Source organism: Viscerimonas tarda (genome assembly GCF_054601255.1).
The window spans coordinates 1-22,421 of sequence record NZ_BAAHWV010000005.1; the positions used below are offsets into that span (position 1 = coordinate 1).

21 protein-coding genes are annotated in these 22,421 nt (G+C 42.3%); 14 read left to right on the forward strand and 7 right to left on the reverse strand.

Annotated elements, in window-relative coordinates; all coding sequences use genetic code 11:
- Nucleotides 1-275: 275 nt before the first annotated feature.
- The 6 genes from ACYPWY_RS03050 (at nucleotide 276) to ACYPWY_RS03075 (ending at nucleotide 5,527) form a co-directional block, all read left to right on the forward strand.
- Nucleotides 276-695 (forward strand): type II toxin-antitoxin system VapC family toxin, encoded by a 420-nt coding sequence (locus tag ACYPWY_RS03050; protein WP_459683963.1) that lies wholly within the window; start codon nucleotides 276-278, stop codon nucleotides 693-695.
- Between the two features lie 296 nt (nucleotides 696-991).
- Complete coding sequence (gene sufC / locus ACYPWY_RS03055; RefSeq protein WP_459684096.1) at nucleotides 992-1,744, forward strand: Fe-S cluster assembly ATPase SufC; 753 nt, start codon at nucleotides 992-994, stop codon at nucleotides 1,742-1,744.
- A 6-nt stretch (nucleotides 1,745-1,750) separates the two neighbouring features.
- Nucleotides 1,751-3,091 carry a Fe-S cluster assembly protein SufD gene (sufD, locus tag ACYPWY_RS03060; RefSeq protein ID WP_459683964.1) on the forward strand — a complete coding sequence of 447 codons (1,341 nt, stop codon included), beginning with the start codon at nucleotides 1,751-1,753 and terminating at the stop codon, nucleotides 3,089-3,091.
- A gap of 95 nt (nucleotides 3,092-3,186) precedes the next feature.
- Complete coding sequence (locus ACYPWY_RS03065) at nucleotides 3,187-4,029, forward strand: DNA adenine methylase (protein WP_459683965.1); 843 nt, start codon at nucleotides 3,187-3,189, stop codon at nucleotides 4,027-4,029.
- Entirely contained in the window at nucleotides 4,022-4,234 is a 213-nt protein-coding gene (locus ACYPWY_RS03070) for a type II restriction enzyme (protein ID WP_459683966.1), read from the forward strand. Before ACYPWY_RS03065 ends, ACYPWY_RS03070 begins: the two co-directional genes overlap by 8 nt.
- A 72-nt stretch (nucleotides 4,235-4,306) precedes the next feature.
- Complete coding sequence (locus tag ACYPWY_RS03075; protein WP_459683967.1) at nucleotides 4,307-5,527, forward strand: aminotransferase class V-fold PLP-dependent enzyme; 1,221 nt, start codon at nucleotides 4,307-4,309, stop codon at nucleotides 5,525-5,527.
- A gap of 478 nt (nucleotides 5,528-6,005) precedes the next feature.
- Here ACYPWY_RS03075 and ACYPWY_RS03080 read toward each other — a convergent pair whose 3' ends face one another.
- The 4 genes from ACYPWY_RS03080 to ACYPWY_RS03095 all read right to left on the reverse strand — a co-directional run bounded on the left by ACYPWY_RS03080 (nucleotide 6,006) and on the right by ACYPWY_RS03095 (nucleotide 11,283).
- Entirely contained in the window at nucleotides 6,006-7,205 is a 1,200-nt protein-coding gene (locus tag ACYPWY_RS03080) for a substrate-binding domain-containing protein (RefSeq protein ID WP_459683968.1), read from the reverse strand.
- Nucleotides 7,206-7,264: 59 nt separating this feature from the next.
- Nucleotides 7,265-8,173, reverse strand: a complete 909-nt coding sequence (cysK, locus tag ACYPWY_RS03085) for a cysteine synthase A (protein WP_459683969.1) — start codon at nucleotides 8,171-8,173, stop codon at nucleotides 7,265-7,267.
- A 10-nt stretch (nucleotides 8,174-8,183) separates the two neighbouring features.
- A complete protein-coding gene (epsC, locus tag ACYPWY_RS03090; protein ID WP_459683970.1) occupies nucleotides 8,184-8,999 on the reverse strand; it encodes a serine O-acetyltransferase EpsC in 816 nt (271 codons plus the stop codon).
- 250 nt (nucleotides 9,000-9,249) lie between these two features.
- Nucleotides 9,250-11,283, reverse strand: a complete 2,034-nt coding sequence (locus tag ACYPWY_RS03095) for a TonB-dependent receptor plug domain-containing protein (RefSeq protein WP_459683971.1) — start codon at nucleotides 11,281-11,283, stop codon at nucleotides 9,250-9,252.
- A 144-nt stretch (nucleotides 11,284-11,427) separates the two neighbouring features.
- Between ACYPWY_RS03095 and ACYPWY_RS03100 the strand changes: the two genes are divergently transcribed.
- From ACYPWY_RS03100 to aroB, 8 genes are all read left to right on the forward strand, one after another.
- On the forward strand, nucleotides 11,428-11,574 hold the full coding sequence (locus ACYPWY_RS03100; protein ID WP_459683972.1) for a hypothetical protein: 147 nt from the start codon (nucleotides 11,428-11,430) through the stop codon (nucleotides 11,572-11,574).
- A 157-nt stretch (nucleotides 11,575-11,731) separates the two neighbouring features.
- Nucleotides 11,732-12,184: a BT0820 family HAD-type phosphatase gene (locus ACYPWY_RS03105; protein WP_459683973.1), complete on the forward strand. Its 453-nt coding sequence runs from the start codon at nucleotides 11,732-11,734 to the stop codon at nucleotides 12,182-12,184.
- An 80-nt stretch (nucleotides 12,185-12,264) separates the two neighbouring features.
- A complete protein-coding gene (locus tag ACYPWY_RS03110) occupies nucleotides 12,265-13,305 on the forward strand; it encodes a glycosyltransferase family 2 protein (protein ID WP_459683974.1) in 1,041 nt (346 codons plus the stop codon).
- Nucleotides 13,295-13,843, forward strand: a complete 549-nt coding sequence (locus ACYPWY_RS03115) for a GNAT family N-acetyltransferase (protein WP_459683975.1) — start codon at nucleotides 13,295-13,297, stop codon at nucleotides 13,841-13,843. Before ACYPWY_RS03110 ends, ACYPWY_RS03115 begins: the two co-directional genes overlap by 11 nt.
- A gap of 44 nt (nucleotides 13,844-13,887) precedes the next feature.
- A complete protein-coding gene (locus tag ACYPWY_RS03120; RefSeq protein ID WP_459683976.1) occupies nucleotides 13,888-14,451 on the forward strand; it encodes an L-threonylcarbamoyladenylate synthase in 564 nt (187 codons plus the stop codon).
- 368 nt (nucleotides 14,452-14,819) lie between these two features.
- The gene (locus ACYPWY_RS03125; RefSeq protein ID WP_459683977.1) at nucleotides 14,820-16,610 is read left to right on the forward strand and encodes a chloride channel protein; all 1,791 of its coding nucleotides are present in this window, start codon (nucleotides 14,820-14,822) and stop codon (nucleotides 16,608-16,610) included.
- A 161-nt stretch (nucleotides 16,611-16,771) separates the two neighbouring features.
- On the forward strand, nucleotides 16,772-17,740 hold the full coding sequence (gene fmt, locus ACYPWY_RS03130; RefSeq protein ID WP_459683978.1) for a methionyl-tRNA formyltransferase: 969 nt from the start codon (nucleotides 16,772-16,774) through the stop codon (nucleotides 17,738-17,740).
- A 16-nt stretch (nucleotides 17,741-17,756) separates the two neighbouring features.
- Nucleotides 17,757-18,815 carry a 3-dehydroquinate synthase gene (gene aroB / locus ACYPWY_RS03135; RefSeq protein WP_459683979.1) on the forward strand — a complete coding sequence of 353 codons (1,059 nt, stop codon included), beginning with the start codon at nucleotides 17,757-17,759 and terminating at the stop codon, nucleotides 18,813-18,815.
- A 49-nt stretch (nucleotides 18,816-18,864) separates the two neighbouring features.
- On the opposite strand, the gene ACYPWY_RS03140 is transcribed toward aroB, so the two are convergent.
- From ACYPWY_RS03140 to ACYPWY_RS03150, 3 genes are all read right to left on the reverse strand, one after another.
- Complete coding sequence (locus ACYPWY_RS03140) at nucleotides 18,865-19,320, reverse strand: hypothetical protein (RefSeq protein ID WP_459683980.1); 456 nt, start codon at nucleotides 19,318-19,320, stop codon at nucleotides 18,865-18,867.
- Nucleotides 19,317-19,772: a DUF3990 domain-containing protein gene (locus ACYPWY_RS03145; protein WP_459683981.1), complete on the reverse strand. Its 456-nt coding sequence runs from the start codon at nucleotides 19,770-19,772 to the stop codon at nucleotides 19,317-19,319. The genes ACYPWY_RS03140 and ACYPWY_RS03145 overlap by 4 nt, the downstream gene beginning before the upstream one ends.
- Nucleotides 19,773-19,864: 92 nt before the next feature.
- Nucleotides 19,865-22,384 (reverse strand): thiol protease/hemagglutinin PrtT, encoded by a 2,520-nt coding sequence (locus ACYPWY_RS03150; RefSeq protein ID WP_459683982.1) that lies wholly within the window; start codon nucleotides 22,382-22,384, stop codon nucleotides 19,865-19,867.
- Nucleotides 22,385-22,421 lie beyond the last annotated feature (37 nt).

Here is a 22,421-nt window from a genome sequence, read left to right on the forward strand (position 1 = left end):
ATTTATCGTACTTTTGTCAAGTACTTGGTACATGAGGGGAACGATTTTTTTTATGTGTTTTTGCTATAAACAAAACGTTTCCCTCTTTATTTTAGTATTTAAACTGCAAAAGTCAAGACGACTTCAACAGCTACTAAAGACAAGAAAACTAAAGGGACTAAGAAAAATAGTCAAAATCCGCATAATTTACCAAAAGGTAGATTAACTGATTTTTGGGAAAAATATCCTGATGGATTATTTGAAATAGTCAATAAAAGGGCTGTATTACGCTGATTATGAAATATTATTTGGATACAAATATCATCATCTTTCTTATGTCAAATAAAGAACATGATGATATTGATATAAATGTCTCCCTGATATTGAATGATTATGAGAATGTATTCTATGTTTCTGCGACAGTTGTTCGGGAGCTACTTCAACTTTATAAAGATGGTGAACTAAAGTCTATCAAATATAAATCTTATAAAGAGCTATTTAGTTATCTTGATTCATTGAATATAGATATAAAGCCATTTAATAGAGGGCATCTGATTTCTTACGCTGAACTTTCTTCTGTTGATGGGCACAAAGATCCGAACGACCACATGATTATAGCTCAAGCAATTTCCGATAAAATACCTCTCATCTCATCCGACAGAAAATTCAAAGAATATACTTCGCAAGGCTTGAATTTTATTTTTAATAAAAGATAATTATATCTTTCCATATTGTTCTAAAAATCCGTTTTTCACACAATTCATTTATATATTTAATGACAGATAAATAAAAAGAATGAGAATAGCCTCAATTAAAGACGGGCTATTTTCTTTTATTTGTTATTTTTGTAAGTCGAAACTGACTAATGTGAATAATGTGCCAATATGAATAGTCAGGAGATTGCGGGTCGAAGCCCGCAATGACAGCAACGTCAATTATTCACATTGGCACATTATTCTCATTATTTCATATTACTAATTTTAAAAAACAAGAAACATAAATAATGGCTAATTTGTTAAGAATAAAAGATTTACATGCAAATATAGATAACAAGGAGATATTGCGAGGGCTCAATCTGACGGTAAACGAAGGAGAGGTTCATGCTATCATGGGTCCCAATGGCGCCGGAAAAAGCACCTTGGCATCGGTATTGGTCGGGCATCCCAATTATGAGGTAACAGCAGGCGAAGTACTGTTCGGCGGAAAGAATTTATTGGACATGAAACCCGAAGAAAGGGCAGGGGAGGGCTTATTCCTAAGCTTCCAGTATCCGGTGGAAATTCCGGGGGTGAGTACGGTTAATTTTATGCGTGCTGCGGTAAATCAAACCCGCAAGCATAGGAGGCTTGACCCCATTCCGGCTTCCGAGTTCCTGAAACTGATGAAAGAAAAACGCGAATTGGTAGAACTGGACAGCACATTGGCCAGCCGTTCGGTAAACGAAGGTTTTTCGGGTGGGGAAAAGAAACGAAATGAGATTTTCCAAATGGCCATGCTCAACCCCAAACTGGCGATTCTTGACGAAACGGATTCGGGCTTGGATATTGACGCTCTGCGCATTGTGGCAGGTGGCGTGAACAAACTTCGCCGGGCAGATAATGCAACGATTGTTATCACCCATTACCAGCGGCTTCTGGACTACATCAAGCCCGATATTGTGCATGTGCTTTATAAAGGCCGGATTGTGCGTAGCGCCGGGCCGGAATTGGCGCTGGAGCTGGAAGAAAAAGGCTATGACTGGATTATTAAAGAGATAAAAGACTAAGCATCAATGGTTGAAACTCAATATATAGAGCTATTTACACAGTATTGGGAGACTATTAATAACAAGTCGGCTGCCGTGCTCAACAAGCAACGTCAGGGGGCGTTTGAAGCTTTCAAGGAAGCCGGTTTTCCGAATGCAGGCATGGAAGATTACCGGAATTCGGATATAGCCGAAAAGTTTATCCCCGATTATGGTCTGAATATCAGGCAATACATCCCCGATATTAATCCCTATATTGCTTTCCGCTGCAATGTGCAAAATCTTTCCACCAATCTGTACTTTTTGCTGAATGATTCGTTTTCGGATAAATACAAACCAAATACGGATTATCCCAAAGGTGTTTTTGTTGGCAGTTTGAAAACATTTGCCGAACAATATCCCGAAGTGTGCGCCAGGCATTACGGACAAGTAGCCGATGTGAAAAAGGCGGGGATTATTGCCTTCAACACCATGTTCGCTCAGGATGGTTTTGTGATTTATGTACCCGATAACACGGTGATAGAAAAGCCGATACAGCTAATCAATATCTTGTTTAGCAACACCAACGTGTTGGTCAACAGGCGGATACTGCTTATTGCCGGAAAAAATTCGCAGTTTAAGCTGTTATCCTGCGATCATGTAATTGATAACACCAAGTTTCTGATAACACAGGTTACGGAGATTTTTGCGGATGAGAATGCACAAGTTGATTTTTACGAACTGGAAGAAAACTCGGACAAGGCCACCCGTATGGCTTCGGTATTTGTCCGGCAGGAAAAATCGTCGAATGTGTTGGTGAATAACGTAACACTCAATTGCGGATTTACCCGCAACGACTACCACATAAAACTGGCAGGCGAACAGGCCGACAGTCGCGTTTGCGGCGTTGTGATTGCCGACAAGGAACAGCATGTCGATAATTTTGTTTTTATCGACCATGCAAAGCCCAATTGCCATAGCAATCAGCTGTTTAAATATGTGTTGCAAGATAAATCGGCAGGGGTATTCTCGGGACGTATTCTGGTAGAAAAAGACGCTCAGAAAACAACGGCCTACCAGTCGAATAATAATTTGTGTTCTTCGTCATTGGCGCGCATGTACTCCAAACCGCAACTGGAAATATATGCCGATGACGTGAAATGTTCGCACGGACTGACGACCGGCCAACTCGACGAAGATGCCTTGTTCTACATGCAGGCAAGGGGTATCCCCGAAGAAGAGGCCAAACTGATGCTGATGCAGGCATTTACAAGCGGCGTGCTGGAACTTATACGCATAGATGAGCTGAAGAACCGCTTATACGAACTGGTAGAAAAACGATTCAGGGGCGAAATAGCCCGCTGTGGCGATTGTGCGATTTGTAAATAAAAAAGACGTGTATGCCCCCTAATTGAGAATAGGGAATTTTTCAGAGATTGATATAAAATGATTACCTTGCGGTGATTTTTTTCAAGAGCAATAGGATGGTAAAAAGTAACAAATTAGTAACTCCTTTTTTAAAATGGGTTGGGGGAAAAAGACAAATTATGCCTTCGATCGTTGAGCTTTTGCCGAAAAATATCAAAACGTGTAACTATGTAGAACCTTTCGTTGGTGGTGGGGCAGTATTGTTTCATTTACAACCTAAAAAAGCCACAATCAATGATTTTAATGCAGAGCTCATTAATGTATATCAGGTTATTAAAAATGACGTTGAGTTACTGATAATGGACTTAAAAAAACATAAAAATGAGGCTGATTACTTTTACAATATACGAGGATTAGATAGAAGTATTGAATACAAAAAATTATCAGAAGTAGAACGAGCTTCAAGAATTATCTACCTAAACAAAACTTGTTTTAATGGTTTGTACCGAGTAAATAATGCCGGAGAATTTAATGCCCCGTTTGGACATTATAAGAATCCCAATATAGTAAATGATCCCACATTGAGGGCCGTTTGCAAATATCTGAACGTCAATAAAATTGAATTGCTAAGTGGAGATTATGAAACAGTTTTGGAAAAATTAGATTCAAACTCTTTTGTCTATTTGGATCCCCCATATCACCCGATTTCAATAAATTCAAATTTTACAGGATATGTTCAAGGTGGTTGGGATATTTTTGATCAAGTTCGTTTAAGAGAAGCCTGTGATAAATTGGATGCAAAAGGTATAAAATTTTTACTGTCAAATTCTTCGTCGAATTTTATCAAAGATCAATACAAAAACTATCATATTAGTGTTGTTAAGGCAAACCGTGCAATAAATTCAGATGCCACTCATCGTGGCGAGATCGATGAATTTTTAATAAAAAATTATGACTAAAACGAAAAATGACATATACTGGGAGTTGATATTTGAAAAGTATAAGATTGCAGATCGGATTTTATCTGATGGTTATCTTACAATTTCGGCTACAGAAATTAATAAATTCAGAGAAGCAAGATTGATGACAAAATTTGATCATAGATCACAATTACCTAAATTGTTTTCTGAACATCATTTTTCTATTTTACCAATTGAGGAATAAATTAGTTTTGATCATCGTAGGGTTCAGGTTGCCAAAATTCAAACAGATTCTAATTGACGTAAAAAAAATCTTATGAAATTCGATGTGAACAAGATAAGGGAAGATTTTCCTATTTTATCTCAAAAAATATACAATAAACCGCTTGTGTATCTCGACAATGGAGCGACTACACAAAAGCCGAGCTGTGTTGTTGAAAAAATAGAGGAACTGTACTATACCACCAACGCAAATATTCACAGGGGAGTACATCACCTGAGTCAGGAAGCTACGGAGCTGACCGAAAATGCCCGGAAAAAAATACAGGCGTTTATCCATGCAAAGCACGCACACGAGATTATATTGACAAAAGGGACGACCGAATCAATCAACCTCGTGGCATCAAGTTTTTGCCAAAGATTTTGTAAGGAAGGGGATGAGATAATTGTTTCGGCGATGGAACACCATTCCAATATTGTCCCCTGGCAACTGCAAGAAGCTATTTCGGGCATAAAACTGAAAGTTATCCCGATTAACGAAAAAGGCGAATTGCTTTTGGATGAATTTGAGAAACTGATTACGGAAAAAACCCGTTTGGTGTCGGTTATGCATGTCTCCAATGTGCTGGGTACGATTAATCCGGTGGAAAAAATCATCGAAATAGCACATAAACACAGCATTCCGGCGCTGATTGACGCCGCACAATCGGTACAGCATATAGCATTGGATGTTCAGCAACTCGATTGCGATTTCCTCGTTTTCTCCGGTCATAAAATATACGGGCCTACCGGCACCGGCGTTTTGTACGGAAAAGAGAACTGGCTGAACGAACTGCCTCCTTATCAGGGCGGCGGAGAAATGATAGGAACCGTATCGTTCGAGAAAACAACCTTCAATGCCTTGCCCTACAAATTTGAGGCGGGAACACCCAATTACGTCGATTACATTGCTTTAGGAACTGCCCTCGACTACATTTCGGCGATAGGTTTGGACAACATAAGAACCTGCGAAGAAGAACTGTTGCATTACTGCAGCCTGAAACTGAAAGAAATAGAGGGGCTGAAGATATACGGAACCTCAGACAACAAAAGCAGCGTGATTTCTTTTCTGGTAAAAGGCATTCACCACTACGACATGGGAATGCTCCTCGATAAAATGGGCATTGCCGTCAGAACAGGCCACCACTGCGCCGAACCGCTTATGCACGCACTCGGCATAGAAGGAACAGTCAGAGCCTCCTTTGCGTTTTATAACACCAAGGACGAGGTTGATGTTTTGGTGAATGGAGTGAAGCGTGTTGTGCAGATGTTTGGGTAAAATATTCCAATACAAGTATTTTTATCGGAATTGGCTATTTTTATTGTAGATTATCAAAATGGAGAAACATTAGTCAAAAGGCTAAGCGACGAAGAACTTGACAAAGTACATGAGTTTGGAGTTGATTTGTTCTTTAATATGGAAATGTTTTAAACCGATGGAAGAATTAGCTGTTATTCCAGAATGCTTCATTGATACTTGCTTAACCGAAACGATAACTAAAGCGAGTCATTTTAATCATCAAAAGGGTTGTGGGACAGTAAGCAGATTAATGCAAGGAAAGCGGATACTACCGAGTTTATATTGCTTGCTGATATTATCAACTACCTTGCTATCAATACCTATAATTGTGATATTGAAAAACTAAAATCCAAATTTCAATAAAACAAAAATTAACAGCTAGCGTTTTTTATTTTCCCAAATACAAGGCACATGTTTATTGTGGTTATACCCCAAATATTTACGAGCATTATCTGTTTTACTCCTTTACCAATTTAGCTATCAAATTATTTGCTTTGACAAAATACATTCCTGCGGGCAAATGAGCAGCAGAAATAAATTCTCCGTTAGCTATTTGTTTCGACCATATCTTTTTGCCCGAAATATCTGTTATATCAAGTTGAGTTGAATGAGCCAAACCGCTCACATAAAAGCCGTCCGACACAGGATTTGGGGAAATATGTAAACTGCTGGTGTTTATTCTTGAAACGGAATTTATCGTACTGTTTTTCGGGATATAGCCACTTTCGGAAATTGCAGCGTTTGCCGCTTCCGTTTGAAGCCATTCGTACATTTTGTATGCCATTGAATTGGGGTCTAAATCGGAGCGGATTGCGACATGTACCTCTGCAATAAAGGGGTATGTTCCATTTTTAACGGTGTTTTCGTTCGGGAAAATGTCATTGACTGCAATTTTCGGCACATCGCTGTCCTGTATCCGCACCATGACGTCCTTGTAAAAATTGAAAGTGTAACAAAAACCGCGAACATTATTGCGTACTTCGGGAAAAACGCCTGCCATAGTTACTATTTCGCTGTTTTCGGGAAAATTTGCCATTTCCAACTCGCCCATTACCAGACTTTGCATAATTTCTTCACTCCCCGAATTGCGGGGACGGGTGTAAGCCGCAACCGCCAAATCGTTTCCGCCCACTTGTTGCCAGTTGGTGATTTCGCCTGTGTAAATTTTCTGTACTTGATTGACTGTCAGATTTCTGACCGGATTATTTTTGTTGACAAGAAAAATAAAAGCATCGAGCGCGATGGAAGTTTCAATCAACCTAACCCCCAATTCATCGGCATAGACTTTTTCGTCGGGCGAAAGGGTGCGGTGAGTAAGAATAATGTCGGCATTTCCATCAATCACATTCATAAAAGCGCCATGCGTTTGCGAAACTTGAATGCGTTCGCCGTAAAAACCGGCGTACGCTTCGGGAATATCTGCCTGATTAGGCGCTACCGACCATTCGCCCACAACATTGGATTGCCATTCGTAACGGATACCCAACAGTTTGCAGGCAATCAGCGCATTCAAGGGTTTGGTGGAAGTTGAGCCATCTACTTTGGGATAATTCTCAAAAGTAATTCCTTCTATTACAACCGGTTCATTCGGAACAGCATCTATTTCACACGAAACGAGCGTGAGGATGAGCAATATTAATAACCTGAAATTTTTCATCTGTTTTTTAGTTTAATTGAAGTAATAGAATAAAAAATAACAAAAAATCCTCCTGATATTCAATACAATCCCTCTATCGAAAGATAGCGTTCGCCGGTATCGTAATTGACGGTGATGACTTTTTTCTTACTCTTTTCTTTTTTCAGGCGTTTATCAATGGCGGCCAGTGTGGCGCCGGTTGATATGCCGCCCAACATGCCTTCGGTGCGGACTACTTTACGGGCAAATTCAAAGGCTTCTTCTTTCGATACGGTTACTATTTCGTCAACTACACCAACGTTAAATACTTTGGGTATAAATCCGGCGCCTATGCCCTGAATAGCGTGCGTGCCCGGACTTCCACCGCTGATTACAGGTGATGAGTCGGGTTCTACGGCGATTACTTTTATGTTGGGAAATTGCTGTTTCAGCACTTCTCCAATGCCGGTTATATGACCTCCTGTGCCAACGCCTGATATAAAATAGTCGAATCCATCGGGGAAATCGGCTATGATTTCTTTGGCCGTTGTCAGCCGGTGAATTTCGGGATTGGCCGGATTTTCAAACTGCTGGGGAATCCAGGCGCCTTCAATTTCTTCGGATAATCTTACTGCTTCGTCAATGGCTCCTTTCATTCCTAACTCCCTGGGAGTAAGTATGAATATGGCTCCTAAAGCTTCCATGTATTTCCGGCGTTCTACCGACATGGATTCGGGCATGGTTATAATCATTTTATAGCCTTTCAGGGCTGCAACCAGCGATAGACCGATACCTGCATTACCCGAGGTAGGCTCTATGATAGCGCCATTGGGCTTTAAAATGCCTTTCCGATCGGCGTCCTCAATCATGGCCAGGGCAATGCGGTCTTTAATACTGCCTCCCGGATTTTGTTTTTCCAATTTTATCCAAACTTCATGTTCGGGGTATAACCTGCTTAAACGAAGGTGGGGCGTATTTCCGATGCTATCGAGAATATTGTTGTATTTCATAGATTATGGTTTAGATAACAAAACTAATTGGTTCATCGAAGTCGTAAGCATTTCTTATTTTTACTTCCGAATTGTGGAAAACGAGCGAGTAGGGGATCACACTCTTTGTCAGCCACACAGTTCCTCCTATGGTGGAATCGTGCCCAATAACCGTTTCGCCACCCAAAATCGTTGCGCCGGCATATATCACCACATTATCCTCGATGGTTGGATGCCGTTTTTTATTTTTCAGATTTTTGGTAACAAACAAGGCGCCGAGTGTAACGCCCTGGTATATTTTCACATTCTCGCCGATAACCGTTGTTTCGCCTACAACGATACCGGTTCCGTGGTCGATGTAAAACAGATGGCCGATAGTCGCTCCCGGGTGAATATCGACGCCAACGCTGGAATGGGCGTATTCCGAAAACAAGCGCGGGATAATCGGCACATTCAGTTTATAAAGCTCGTGCGAAATGCGGTGAACAGTCAGGGCAAAGAAACCCGGATAGGTCAGAATAACCTCTTCCACCGATTGGGCGGCCGGATCGTTTTTCAAAAAATTCTTGGCCTCTTCATACAACTTCACCTGAAGTTCGGGGAGTTTTTCAATAAACGCTTCTACCTTTTTTTCAGCTTCTTCTTTGTCTATCAAATTCGACAGGTTTTCGAGAAGTACCGAGTAAACATGGTAAATACTTTTCTCGGGTTTGCTTTGTTCGTCGCAAACGGGGAACAGGATTTTATAGAAAAGGACATTCAAAGCCTCTTCCAATTCTTTCTTATCTATTGATAAATGCTTCGATTTTGCACTTAAAAGATTGGCTATGTGTGATATATTGTTCATTCTGTCTGTATTGTTTATTGTTTGTGCAAAATTAGGAATAATAAATTGAATTACGAATTAAAAATCAGGAAACAACGTTTTAGTAAGGAACTGTCTCAGAAGAACGCTAATTTCGCCAATTACACAAATTTACGCAAATAAACTACTATACATTTTTCTGATTTAATTGAATTTCAAATAAAGAAATTGCGATAATTTGCGTAATTAGCGAAATTAGCGTTCAAAAAACTCTCCTACATGTTATTATTTTTCACTCAAAAACATAACTCACTCCTCCGCTCAGCCAAAATCCGGCTTGCGGAATATTGCCAAGGTCGTAGTAATGGGTATTATATAAGTTATTGGCATTCAGGTTTATAGCTAAGTTTTTATGCTGCCAGTTCAGCCTCAAATCGAGCGTGGAGAAAGCAGGGTAGGGGGTCTGAATACCGGGCGTTCCACTTCCTTGATAGGCGACATAACTGCCCATCCGTTTTTGCCAGCGGAAATTACCGTTCAGGCTAAATTCCTTGTATATAGGGAGATTGACTTGCGCTGTAAATTTATCGCGCAGGTAATTTAACACATAATTTGAGTTCATTTGTCCCGAAAAATTGCTCCCGTCTTGCTTCATGCGTGTGTAGGCGAGTTTTAAAGTTGTTGAAGGAGCAAAAGCGGAGAGCAATTCATGCACATATAAAGTAGCATCCACTTCGAGGCCTTTTTTGTAAACATTCGCCAAATTCACCGATTGCCAAATGCCATCGTCTTGTAGCGTCCAATCAATGAGGTTTTTACCCTCCATATAATATCCGGAGATATTGGCACGGATTACAGGGTTTCCGAATTTGAATCCTAATTCCAAGGCTTCCGAATCTTCGGGTTTCAGTCCGGCATCGCCCCGGTGTGTGCGGGTTGTGTAGAATAAATCGGTAAAAGTAGGCATTCGCATGGCATTATTCCACGATGCATACACTTTCAGGTTGCCGGTCAGGAGGTAGCTGGCGTTCAGGGCAGGGTAGAACTTGTAACTGCCGTTTAGGGCGGTATTGTAATTGGTCAGAATACTTGCCGACAAGCTGAAGCGATTAATTAATATATTGTGTTCCAGCACGTAACTGATGTTTGTCCGGTTGTAGGATTTGGTGTATTTCCCGTCTGGTTCTGCCATCAGTTCGCCCAATACGCTACTCATTATGCCTTCATTTCGGAGTTCGGCGCCTAAACTGGTAATGCCCAAGCCGGAGGTATATTGCAGATTCAGGTTAGAACCATACACATCGGTGCGGTGATAGTTAAACGGAACCAGCGATTCATCGTTTCGGATCAACTGAAAGCAGTCGTTGTGCCTGTTCCAATAGACCGAAGGGATGAATTTGAGTTTATCGCCGGTTTGAGCTTTAATTGATGCAAAATAACCGTCAGTCTTGTCGTATTGGTTTGGGTATGCCGCTGAATAAAAGGTATTTGCACCATATTTTTTGTCGTTATATCCCAATTGTATATCAATGTTTGTTTTGTTTTCGGCCTTGATGCGTGTCTGCCACAACAAATTGAGAATATCGTAATCGCTGTTGGCAATGTAGCCATCGGAAGTGTTGTAGCCAACAGATAATTGGCTCGTTATTAGCTTATTGGAAATAGTTCCACCGGCCTCAACACCGTACAGGGAATGCCCTCCGGCTTGAATTCCGGCATAAGCCTTGTGCTTAGGTTCCTTTTTTGTGATAATGTTTATACCGCCCGAAAAAGCGCTCGCGCCATATATTACCGACGATGGTCCATGAATAATTTCTATGCGTTCGATGTCGGAAAGGTTGACAGGAATGTCGAAGCTGTAGTGGCCTGTTTGTGGACTGGAGAGGTTAATACCGTTGAGAAGAATAGCTGTTTGGTCGAATGACCCGCCCCGGATTGAAATATCTGCCTGAACTCCGTGGCCTCCGCGTTGAAGGACATCAACATTGGCGGAATAGTTTAAAAGGTCTTGAATACTTTGGACGGGCGCCCGCTGAATCTCTTCCTTTGTGATAATAGTTACAAGCCTGGATGTTTGATTTACAGGCAATTCCACTCGTGAAGCCGTTACCGTAACTTCCTCCAGCTCAGTCTCCGTAATCTTTTCGGAGGAGGTTGTAATTGCAGTTTGCGCTGCCGTTTCGGTTGCATGAGCAAATGTGAGCACACAACCGGCCACCACACCAATACTCACCATTTTGTGCATACTGTTGAAAGCGCTGTAAGCCTTATGCGAAAACCGTTTGAAGCGGAATGCAGCAGGCTTGTTGATTAATTTCTGTTTCATAATTTGTTATTATTAAATTTAAACGGATGCAAAGGTAGAAATGATTATTCGTTTTTCGTTACAAAAGAGCGATGAAAAGTGGAGCAAATGTTACGCCGAAGGCGTTAAATATGAAACAACGTTCGGCGGAGCCAATAACCCCCAATGAAGCGAAACGAAGTGAGCGATTGGGGGCAGGGAGGTACAGCTTTTTTTTCACCAACGCCGAAGGTGTTGAACAACAACGAGATTGCATTTTTCAATATCGTTATTAAACATAATGGTAATTATGTAACAAATGAATTCGATTAAGAAAAAATGAAACCTCTAATAATTATAACATACTCCTGATTTTCAACCAACTAATAAATCATTCGCAAAAAAACTTTAGCTTTCTAATAATCATTGCTATATTTGTATTCTTTTTTGAAACAAAACGAATTGGGAATTTATTAAATATGAACATTATATGATTATTGCTGTTGATTTTGACGGAACTATTGTAGAACACGAATACCCTAAAATAGGTCGAGCCATTCCTTTTGCAATCGAAACTTTGCTGAAATTACAACAAGACAGGCACCGCCTTTTACTTTGGACGGTCAGAGAGGGCGATTTATTGCAGGAAGCGGTTAACTATTGCGAGAAAAAAGGCCTCAAGTTTTATGCCGCTAACAAAAATTATCCCGAAGAGGATGTGGCAGCTGCTGCACGCAAATTAAACGCCGATCTGTACATCGACGACCGCACTCCCGGCGGACTGCCCGATTGGGGGGTGATATACCACATAATAAAGGGGATGGAAAGAGGCGAAACCTCTTTCGATAAAATGATGCTAAACGGAGATTTCCACGACTCGAGGCGGAAGAAAAATTTCTTCATTCGCTTGGGCGAAATGATTGAAAATAACAAAGGATATTAAAAAGAAGCCCCTCCAACCTCCCCGCGGGGAGGCTAAAAAAGTCCCCCTACGGGGGATTGAGGGGGCTTAAATTGTTTACAATGAAACTCTCTATTATTATTGTTAATTACAACGTCAGATATTTGTTGGAGCAATGCCTGCTTTCGGTTTTTGCGTCCAACCGGAATTTCGATATTGAAGTTATTGTGGTTGACAATAATTCGTCTGATGGCTCTATAAACTACCTTCGTCCCAAGTTTCCCGAAGTCATATTTATCGAAAACACGGATAATCCGGGCTTTGCGAAGGCCAACAATCAGGCATACAAAATAGCACAGGGCGAATACATCCTGCTGCTTAATCCCGATACCTTATTGGGCGAAAATATACTCGACAGAACATGCAATTTTCTCGACACACATCCCGGTGCGGGAGCCGTGGGCGTGAAAATGATTAATAGTTTTGGGAAATTCCTGCCCGAATCGAAACGCGGATTCCCTTCGCCTTGGACATCTTTTTGCAAAATATTCGGATTATCGAAGTTTTTCCCTAAATCCCGTTTGTTTGGTCGCTATCACATGAAGTACCTGGATGAAAATGAAGTGCATGAAGTCGATATTCTGACGGGCGCTTTTATGCTTATCCGGCGGGAGATTATTGAGCGGATAGGTCTGTTGGACGAAACATTCTTTATGTATGGCGAAGACATCGATTTATCGTACCGGATTACAAAAGACGGATATAAAAACTATTATCTGCCCGATGCCATCATTCACTACAAGGGCGAAAGCACGAAGAAAGACGATATAAAATACGTGAAGATATTCTACCAGGCCATGTATATCTTCTTCAAAAAGTATTATCCTCACTACAGCCGTTTCTTTTCGTTTTGCGTAACGGCAGGCATATACCTGAGGGCGGCAATTGCAGTTGTAAAACGCCTGTTCGGCAAGGTCATCAAAATCAAAAAATGGGAACACGGCGTTGTTGTTCTCGATCATTCTGTGCTTTCGTACGAAGAAATTATCCGGTTTATGGACGAGCAACCGGTCAAAAATACCGAATACAGAATATATTCACCGCTTTCGGGGCTGATTATCGGAAGCCATTACGCCCAAAAGAAAACCGATCATGTTTCTTGAAAATGAACTCCTGAAATTAAGACCGCTCGAGCCCGAAGACCTGGATATTCTCTACAAATGGGAAAACGATTCCAGCCTTTGGATACACGGGCATACACTAAGTCCTTATTCCAAACTTGCTCTGCGCCAGTACATAACAAACTCCATCGACCAGGATATTTACCAGAATAACCAACTGCGGTTGATGATTGACCTGAAAAAAGAGGCCGCAACCATTGGCACAATCGACTTGTACGACCTTGATGTGAGGAACCTTCGCGCCGGAATCGGAATACTTATCGACGAAGCTTTCAGGGAAGAAGATTATGCCTGCCAAAGCCTCCGTATTATAAAAGAATATGCTTTCTCATTTCTCCATATCCACCAGCTATATGCCTACATCTCATCGAAAAATAAACCAAGCGCCGGCTTATTCCAAAAGTCGGGATTTAAAAAATGCGGCACATTAAAAGATTGGGTGTATCAGGAGAATGATTATGCAGATGTAGATGTGTATCAATTAATAAAGCCTCCTCAATCCCCCGTAGGGGGACTTTGAAAGCCTCTCCTACGGGGAGGTTGGAGGGGCTGTACTTTTAAATTATGAACGACGATATAAAAAAAGCCTGCGAAATCCTTATTTCGGGTGGAGTGATCCTCTACCCTACCGACACTATTTGGGGAATTGGCTGCGATGCGACCAACGAAGCGGCCGTAAAAAAGGTGTATGAATTGAAACAACGCGCTGATAATAAAGCTATGATTGTTTTACTGGACAGTCCGGCCAAACTGAACTATTACATCGGAGACGTGCCCGATTTGGCCTGGGATTTGATTGATGTATCGGAAAAACCCCTGACCATTATTTACGATGATGCCCGAAACATAGCCCCCAACCTGATAGCCGAAGATGGCAGCCTGGCTATCCGAATCACAAAAGAACGATTTTCGGGCGAACTCTGTAAACGTTTCCGGAAAGCATTGGTGTCCACATCGGCCAATATAAGCGGATGCCCATCGCCTCAAAACTTTTCCGAAATAAGCGACGACATAAAAAGCAAAGTGGATTACATTGTACAATTCCGTCAAGACGAGCGAAGCAAATCCGCCCCCTCCGGCATCATCAGGTTATCGAAAAACGGCGAATTTAAGATTATCAGGGAATAATCGAAATAATTAGAATAATGTGCTGATGTGCTAATAGGAATAATGTAGGGTCGTGGCGTGCCGCGACCTTATTTTTTTGTGTGGTTTCGTAGGGGCGTATGGCATACGCCCGCTGCCGCGAACGGGTTGCTACGAATATATAATTTGCGTTGATTGTTTGGTGATTGCGGGTCGGAGCCCGCAATGACAGCGTTTTTTGTCGCTTCGCGCCAATTAGCACATTATTCACATCAGCACATTAGCACATTATTTACATCAGTACATTAGCACATTGCCCCCACATTATTCTAATTATTTCAATTGGCATATTGGCTTTTTTTTATAAATTTGCTGACTTGAACTTACAACTTATTAACCACTAAAAAAGCATGTCATTAAAAAGGATGTTCAATGATTTTCTGGTTTGGAAAAACAAGAATATTAAGGAACAACATTTCATATTGTTTGTCAGTTTTCTGATTGGTTTATTTACAGCAGTCGCTGCCTTCATACTGAAAAATCTGATTCTTATTATCGAACATTTGCTCACCGATAGTTTCAGCCGGGCAAATGTGAACTATTTATACCTGCTCTATCCGGTTATTGGTATTCTGTTGGCCGGTGTTTTCGTAAAATATGTTGTTCGCGACGATATTAGCCACGGGGTAACTAAAATTTTGTATGCCATATCCCAGCGCAAGAGTTACATCAAGGCGCACAACATGTACACATCCATCATCGCCAGTTCCATGACCATCGGATTCGGCGGATCGGTGGGAGCTGAGGCCCCCATGGTATTGACGGGCGCCGCTATCGGGTCGAACCTGGGACGAGCATTCAAACTCGAGCCCAAATACCTGATGTTACTTATCGGTTGCGGGGCTGCCGGAGCTATTGCCGGAATTTTCAAAGCGCCCATTGCCGGGATGTTGTTCGTTATAGAAGTCCTGATGCTCGACATGACGCTGACAACCATTTTGCCTTTGTTGGTAACATCGGTTACTGCCGCCACCTTTTCCTACATCACGATGGGCACTTCGGCCATGTTTCAGTACGCTCAAACGCAGGTATTTAGTATGTCGCGCATACCATACGTGATACTGCTCGGACTGTTTTGCGCATTCATATCGCTGATCTTCACGCGGTCGATGAACCTCTTCGAGAACTTGATACGTCCCCTGAATTTCTGGACGAAATTTTTTCTCTGTACAGCTATCCTGAGTATCCTGATATTCCTGTTTCCGCCAATGTACGGTGAAGGATACGACACCATAAATACCCTGTTAACAGGCGAAATAGACAGCGAAACCATATTGAACGGGAGCATCTTTTATCAGTTCAAGGATTATAAATGGTGCATCATTTTATTCCTTGTGCCCATATTGCTCCTTAAAGTTTTTGCATCAAGCGCTACGAATGGCGGCGGCGGTACGGGGGGGATATTCGCGCCCTCGCTATTTTTGGGCTGTATTGCCGGTTTTGTCTTTGCTATTTGCATAAACAACCTGAATACGGAAACCCACCTGCCCCTCGAAAACTTTGCTTTGATGGGGATGGCGGGCGTAATGGCGGGTGTGATGCACGCCCCGTTGACGGGAATATTTCTGATTGCCGAACTGACGGGAGGATACCAACTGTTTTTGCCCTTGATGATTGTTTCCTCGGTATCGTATGCCGCTATCAAATTGTTTGAGCCACACAGCATATACGCCATGCGTCTGGCAAAAAAGGGCGAATTAATGACGCATCACAAAGACAGGGCCGTGCTCACGCTCATGTCGTTAGACGGTTTGATAGAAAAGGAATTTCAGACCGTAGGCCCCGATATGACATTGGGAGACATGGTGAAGGTTATATCCTCGTCGCCAAGGAATGTGTTTCCGGTGGTGGATAACCAAAAAAAATTGCTGGGGATTGTCCTGATCGACAACATCCGAAATATTATGTTCCGTCCCGAATTGTACGACCGGTTTAAAATAAAACGGTTTATGGTATCGCCTCCGGCTGTGATAGTTACCAATATGACAATGGAAAAAATCATGCACTTGTTCGACCGGACTAAAGCCTGGAACCTTCCGGTTATTGACGAAGATGGCGTTTATCTGGGTTTTGTATCCAAATCAAGCATTTTAAATACCTACCGCGAGGTTTTGGTGGAGAATTTTAGCGAATCGGAGTAATAGAAAACGACCAATAAAATTCGGGAGATCCCCCATAAAATTACTGGTCGTTGTAAATTCTGATATAAAAATACAGCTAATTTTCAACATTACCAAATATTTAAGAGGCTATTTTTACTATCTTTGTTAGGGGTTGAAATGAAAAATAGATGAAATAATAAATGAAAAAAGAAAACTTGCGCATTGTATTTATGGGAACGCCCGAATTTGCTGTCGAAAGCTTGCAGGTGTTAGTCGAAAACGGCTACAAGGTGGTTGGGGTAATTACCATGCCCGATAAGCCTGCCGGTAGAGGCCATAAATTGCAGTATTCGGCGGTAAAAGAATATGCGCTGGCAAACAATCTGCCCCTGCTACAACCCGAAAAGCTGAAAGACGACAGCTTCCTCGAATCCTTAAAAGCATGGCAGGCCGATTTACAGATTGTGGTCGCATTCAGGATGTTGCCCGAAATTGTGTGGGCAATGCCCCGCCTTGGCACCTTCAATTTGCACGCCTCCCTCCTACCCCAATACCGTGGCGCTGCGCCCATCAACTGGGCAATTATAAATGGAGACAAGGAAACCGGAGCAAGCACATTTTTTCTGACGCACGAAATAGATACCGGTAAGATTATCAAGCAAATACATATCCCCATCGGCGAAACCGATAATGTTGGAAAAATCCACGACGAATTGATGCAAAAAGGCGCCTTACTTGTTAAGGAAACCGTTGAGTTGATTCTCGAAAACAAAGTGGACGCCATTCCTCAGGATCAGTTTGCAACCGAAAGCGAATTGAAATCGGCGCCCAAAATATTTAAAGACACTTGCCGCATCGACTGGAAGCAGCCGGTTTCGGCCATATACAATCTCATCAGGGGACTATCGCCCTACCCTGCTGCCTGGACCGAATTGAAGGCCGCCGGAGAGGAAGCGCTGCCGGTAAAGATATACCTGTCGGAGAAAATCGCGACACCGCATCAATTGCCTGCCGGAACTATTCAGACCGACCATAAAACCTGTTTGGATGTAGCTTGCAGCGATGGATTTATCCGCGTGCTGGAACTTCAGCTGCCGGGTAAAAAACGGATGAAAACAGATGAATTATTACGGGGCTTTAAACTGAAAGAAGAATCCTATTTAATCTAACATATATCAACCAGTTATGCAAAAAGTTATTAAATCCACTAATTTTCAACAAGATATAAGCAATGTATTGCAACGGTTTTCGTACGACAGGTTATACATTCTGACGGACGACAATACCGAACGCCTCTGCTATCCCTTAATCAACGATATAGCTGAAATAAAACAAGCAGGCAAAATCATTATCAGAGCCGATGATAAGAATAAAAATGTAGAATCTCTATCCTCGGTGTGGAAATACCTTTCCGAGAATGGAGCGACCCGCAACTCGCTGTTGATTAATCTGGGCGGAGGAATGTTGACCGATTTAGGCGGTTTTGCTGCTGCCACTTTCAAGCGCGGAATTAAATGCATCAATATACCCACAACCGTGTTGGGAGCCGTTGATGCAGCCGTAGGAGGAAAAACGGGCATCAATTTCAACGGCTTAAAGAACGAAATAGGGGCTTTTGCTCCGGCGGAAGCTGTATTAATCGACTCCCATTTTTTCAAGTCGCTTGATCACGCCAATTTCTTGTCGGGATACGCCGAAATGCTCAAGCACAGCCTTATAGCCAACGATAAAGAATGGGCAAAAATAATATCGTTCGACACCGACAACATCGACTACGACAGATTAAAAGAACTGGTAATAAGCTCGGTTACCGTTAAAGAGTGGATTGTGGACAAAGACCCTTTTGAAAAAGGCATCCGCAAAGCCCTGAACCTTGGCCACACTGTTGGCCACGCCTTTGAAAGTATGTCGTACGAAATAAATAAACCGATGCAACACGGATATGCCATAGCATGGGGGCTGGTATGCGAATTGTACCTCTCCCATAAGTTGTGCAGATTTCCAAAAGACAAGTTACTGCAAACAATCGGCTTTATAAGAGAAAATTACGGTCTGTTCCCTTTTTCCTGTAACGAATATGAGGCTTTGTACGAGCTGATGAAACACGACAAGAAAAACGAATCGTCGGGTAAAATAAACTTCACCCTACTGAATAAAATTGGAGATATTGCGCTCAATCAAACAGCCAGCAAAGAAGACATCTTCGAATCAATTGATTTTTTGAGGGAGTGCGTTGGGTTGTAATAAATGTGCCAATATGAATAATGTGCTAATTGGCACATTATTCGCATTATTATAAAACATCCCCTTTGTTATAGGATGCATACAAATAACCGGGGCTTTCGTAGTATAAACTGCTATTAAAATCCTCTATCTTTCTGGATAGCCACGAGTTATATACTTCTGTCAATGCATCAACCGGCGATTTGTCTTGTTTGTTGCAAACATCCACAATCAGTCGTTTATACACTTTTCCTATGTCCCAATGCGTGGGAATTGCGTATTGAGCGGTGGCAATATTATCAAAATATCCATTTTCTATCCGGCATTCCCGAATCAGATTATCGGTTATTTTATCTATATTTTCACTGTGATAAACATCGGCAAGTTCGTAAAGATGCTGTAATTTGGCTTTCCCCAGCGCATTGACTACCACATTCCGGTGATTTTTTGTCTGCCGGCTAATGTATTCAATCAGGCTACAAACAAAAAACAAGTCGTTGTATTCTTTTTTTTCTCTGCCTGTCATTTTTTTACCTCCTCACTTTTAATAAAAGCTAAACATTTTAATGCTCGTTCGGTACAAAAACTGATTTGATGTGTGGGATGCTTGAATTTAGCTAATACCCAAAACTGTTCTCTGGTAAGGATGCCATTCACATAATCGGAAATATAGTTATATACCTGATCGTTTGCCATGGCTCCAATAACAATATCGTAATTATGTACAATGCCATTGCGACAGTTAACAACAAAATCCAGCCATTCCTCCGTCATTTCCGTGAAATGAAGAATCTTTAAATGAGCATCCGGTACAAAATCGTAGTTGTTGATAATGGGGGTATCATACCGTTTTGCCCAGCGCACAGCTTGTTCATTCAGTTCTGTACAATAAAAGCCTGTGCCAAAATCTTTAGCATATTGCCCTTCCCTTATTTCAGGATATTCTATTTTACAATATCCACCGTGATATACTTGCATACAATTTTGTTCTTACCCTACAAAGTTAGCATAAAATTGTTATTAATGATAAATTTGAATCCCCCACCCTCCTACGGACAGGGGGCTGTTTTTTATTTCTTTATAAATTTGTAATTTATTCTGTTTCTATCGGTTACCAATTGCAAAATATAAGCTCCTGATGCCAGTTTTTCGATTGGGATGCTTATTTCTCCGCCGGTATTGGGCTGTATTGTCAATATTTGCTTGCCCGAAAGATCGGCTATGCGGATAGATTTAACAACCTCCTCCGATTTCAGGTACAAAACATCGCTTGCCGGATTGGGATATAAACCTGCCTTTCCGTCCGAAATGGTTTTGCCAATACCCGTAAGGCTTTCCTTGAGGTTGAACGACAGTGGATTGGCGCTTCCCAAGCGCGTCCAGCTACCGTTATGGTAGTAAACAAGGGCGTAGTAGGTTCCGGGCTCCAAGTCGAGCAGCTCACCGGTGAATACCAGATTTTTTGTTTCATTTTCAATATTTACAAACTGCGCACCGAATGCAGCAACAGAATGATACATCCCTTCACTTTCATTCAGCGTAAATACCACAATCCGGATTTGATCGATAAAAGCTCCTCCCGTATTCCTGATGCTGGCTCTAAACTCTATATTATCCTGATAAATGGCGCTTGGGTAAGGAAAAGATTGCGAGACTATACTAAGGCTGGCGGCCGCCGGTGTTGGCAATACCGTAACCGGTTTGGATGCGCCGAATTGAGATAAAGTTGTCGCATTATCTATATCATTTGCCTTGTCGTAAAGCGTTAACAATGAATAGTTTCCAGCAGCAAGGGTAATAGTTCCTTCCAAATCGAAAGTTTTTGTTTCTCCCACGGCAATAACCACCGGGTCTTGTGTAACAATGCCGCTATTGCTCCCCGACAAGTAAAGCGCCAGATACGAATTGTAATCGCCTGTGCCGGTATTCGTAACGGTTGCCGTAAAGCGTCCGGTTTTGTTTTGATACAAATTGCCAAGGGTCGCCAAATTGCTCAGCGACAATACCGGATTTGTATCTGTGGGCTTGCTGAACGTAACGGAACTGGATGTTACATCCACTTTAAGGCACTGCGGAGTGCCGGTTTTTGTCCTCACGACCGACCATTCGGTTTGGCCGGCATCTTTGTAGGTCAGGTATATTCTATAACTTCCGTTGGTTACACCGCCCGGAATGGTTATGCCGCTAAGGGGATAACTATTCCATCCATTATAAAAAGGAAGCTGCCCTGCACTAACGGTTTTCAATGCCGTCATAAAGGAGCCGCTACTGTTGCGTAATTCGTAGCGGAAACTTAGATTGGGGATAGCATTTACGCCCAAATTGAAGAAGTCCGATACCGTGAGACTGAACGAAGCATTACGCGAAACCGAGTTTGCCGACGGGGTAAAGCACGGATTCATGTACATAACATACGATGGCGTGGGTGCCGCCGTTGCTTTTTGTATGCCGACAGTTATTTGCTGGTAGAAGTTAAATCCTCCGGCCGCTCCTCCGCCGATGCCCAGCGAGGGTGGATTCAGGGCCGACAATTCGTAGTAGCCATTGGATGAACCTTTCCATCCCCAGTTTATATGAAACAGGTTGTTGCTATCGTAGCCATCACAAACAAACAAGTGCCCAACATCTGTCGAATTACCGCTGTACAAAACCGGACGGGCGGCATTCAACTCTGTTTTAATCATGTCCTGCCATTCGGTTTTGCTGTAATAGTTTCTCGAATAAAGTTGGATGCTGCTGTCGTATTTGAAGTAGTTTACCAGGGCCTGTCCCACTCTGAATACCTGCGTTCCGCTCGAAGCGCCGTAATTCATATTGGTGGCAACCCCGCAATGATACATCAAGGTAGCTACTGCCGTTTTTTGTGCCGCAGTACTCGAAGCGCCATAAGTAGGGGTCATCGCTGCCCAGTTGTAGGTAGTATTGCCGAAGTTGACGCTCTGACTTGGGTAACCCGATGGTGTATAAGTGTTTGAACCCACTCCTTTGTCGGGCCAGTTGTGGTATTTCATTATCTGTGCCATTCCAGTGGCAACGCAACCTGTTGCCGACCTTGATGTAGAGCCCGGTATCTGCGGGCACAGGTCGTTGTAGGGGGAATCCTGATCCCACTTGATATTGCCCAATAACGGACTGATGGAAGTGGCAAAAACCTGCGCATTTTTCAAGTTTTTCTCCTCCAATGGTATTGCTTGAGCTTCCGTTTCGGGTTGGGCTAGCAAGAGTTCCAATTCCTGCTGATAAAAGCCCAGCCAGTATTTGAAATTTTCGGGCGCAGTGTTTATATCGAATGCCCCTTCGGCGGAGTATCCCAAAATAGCCTTCGCTCTGTCGTCTCCCGATACAATGACGAATCCGTTATTTTCGCCCGTATTGAAAACATAATAATAGACATTAACACTGGCCGACCGGGTCGATTTAATGTCGTCCTTCCCTGTATAGGCCAACGTAAAACTTGTTCCGCTTCGGAGTTTTGACGATTGGCTGTAAAAAGAACGGGCTAGGCTCAAAGCTTCGCTCTCCGTCCTCTGCCTGGCAAATCCTGCCAGTGCAAGGAGAAGCAGGAATAGTGTTAATGTAAATTTTTTCATGTTGTTATTTCTTTATGTGAATAATGAGACTAATTAA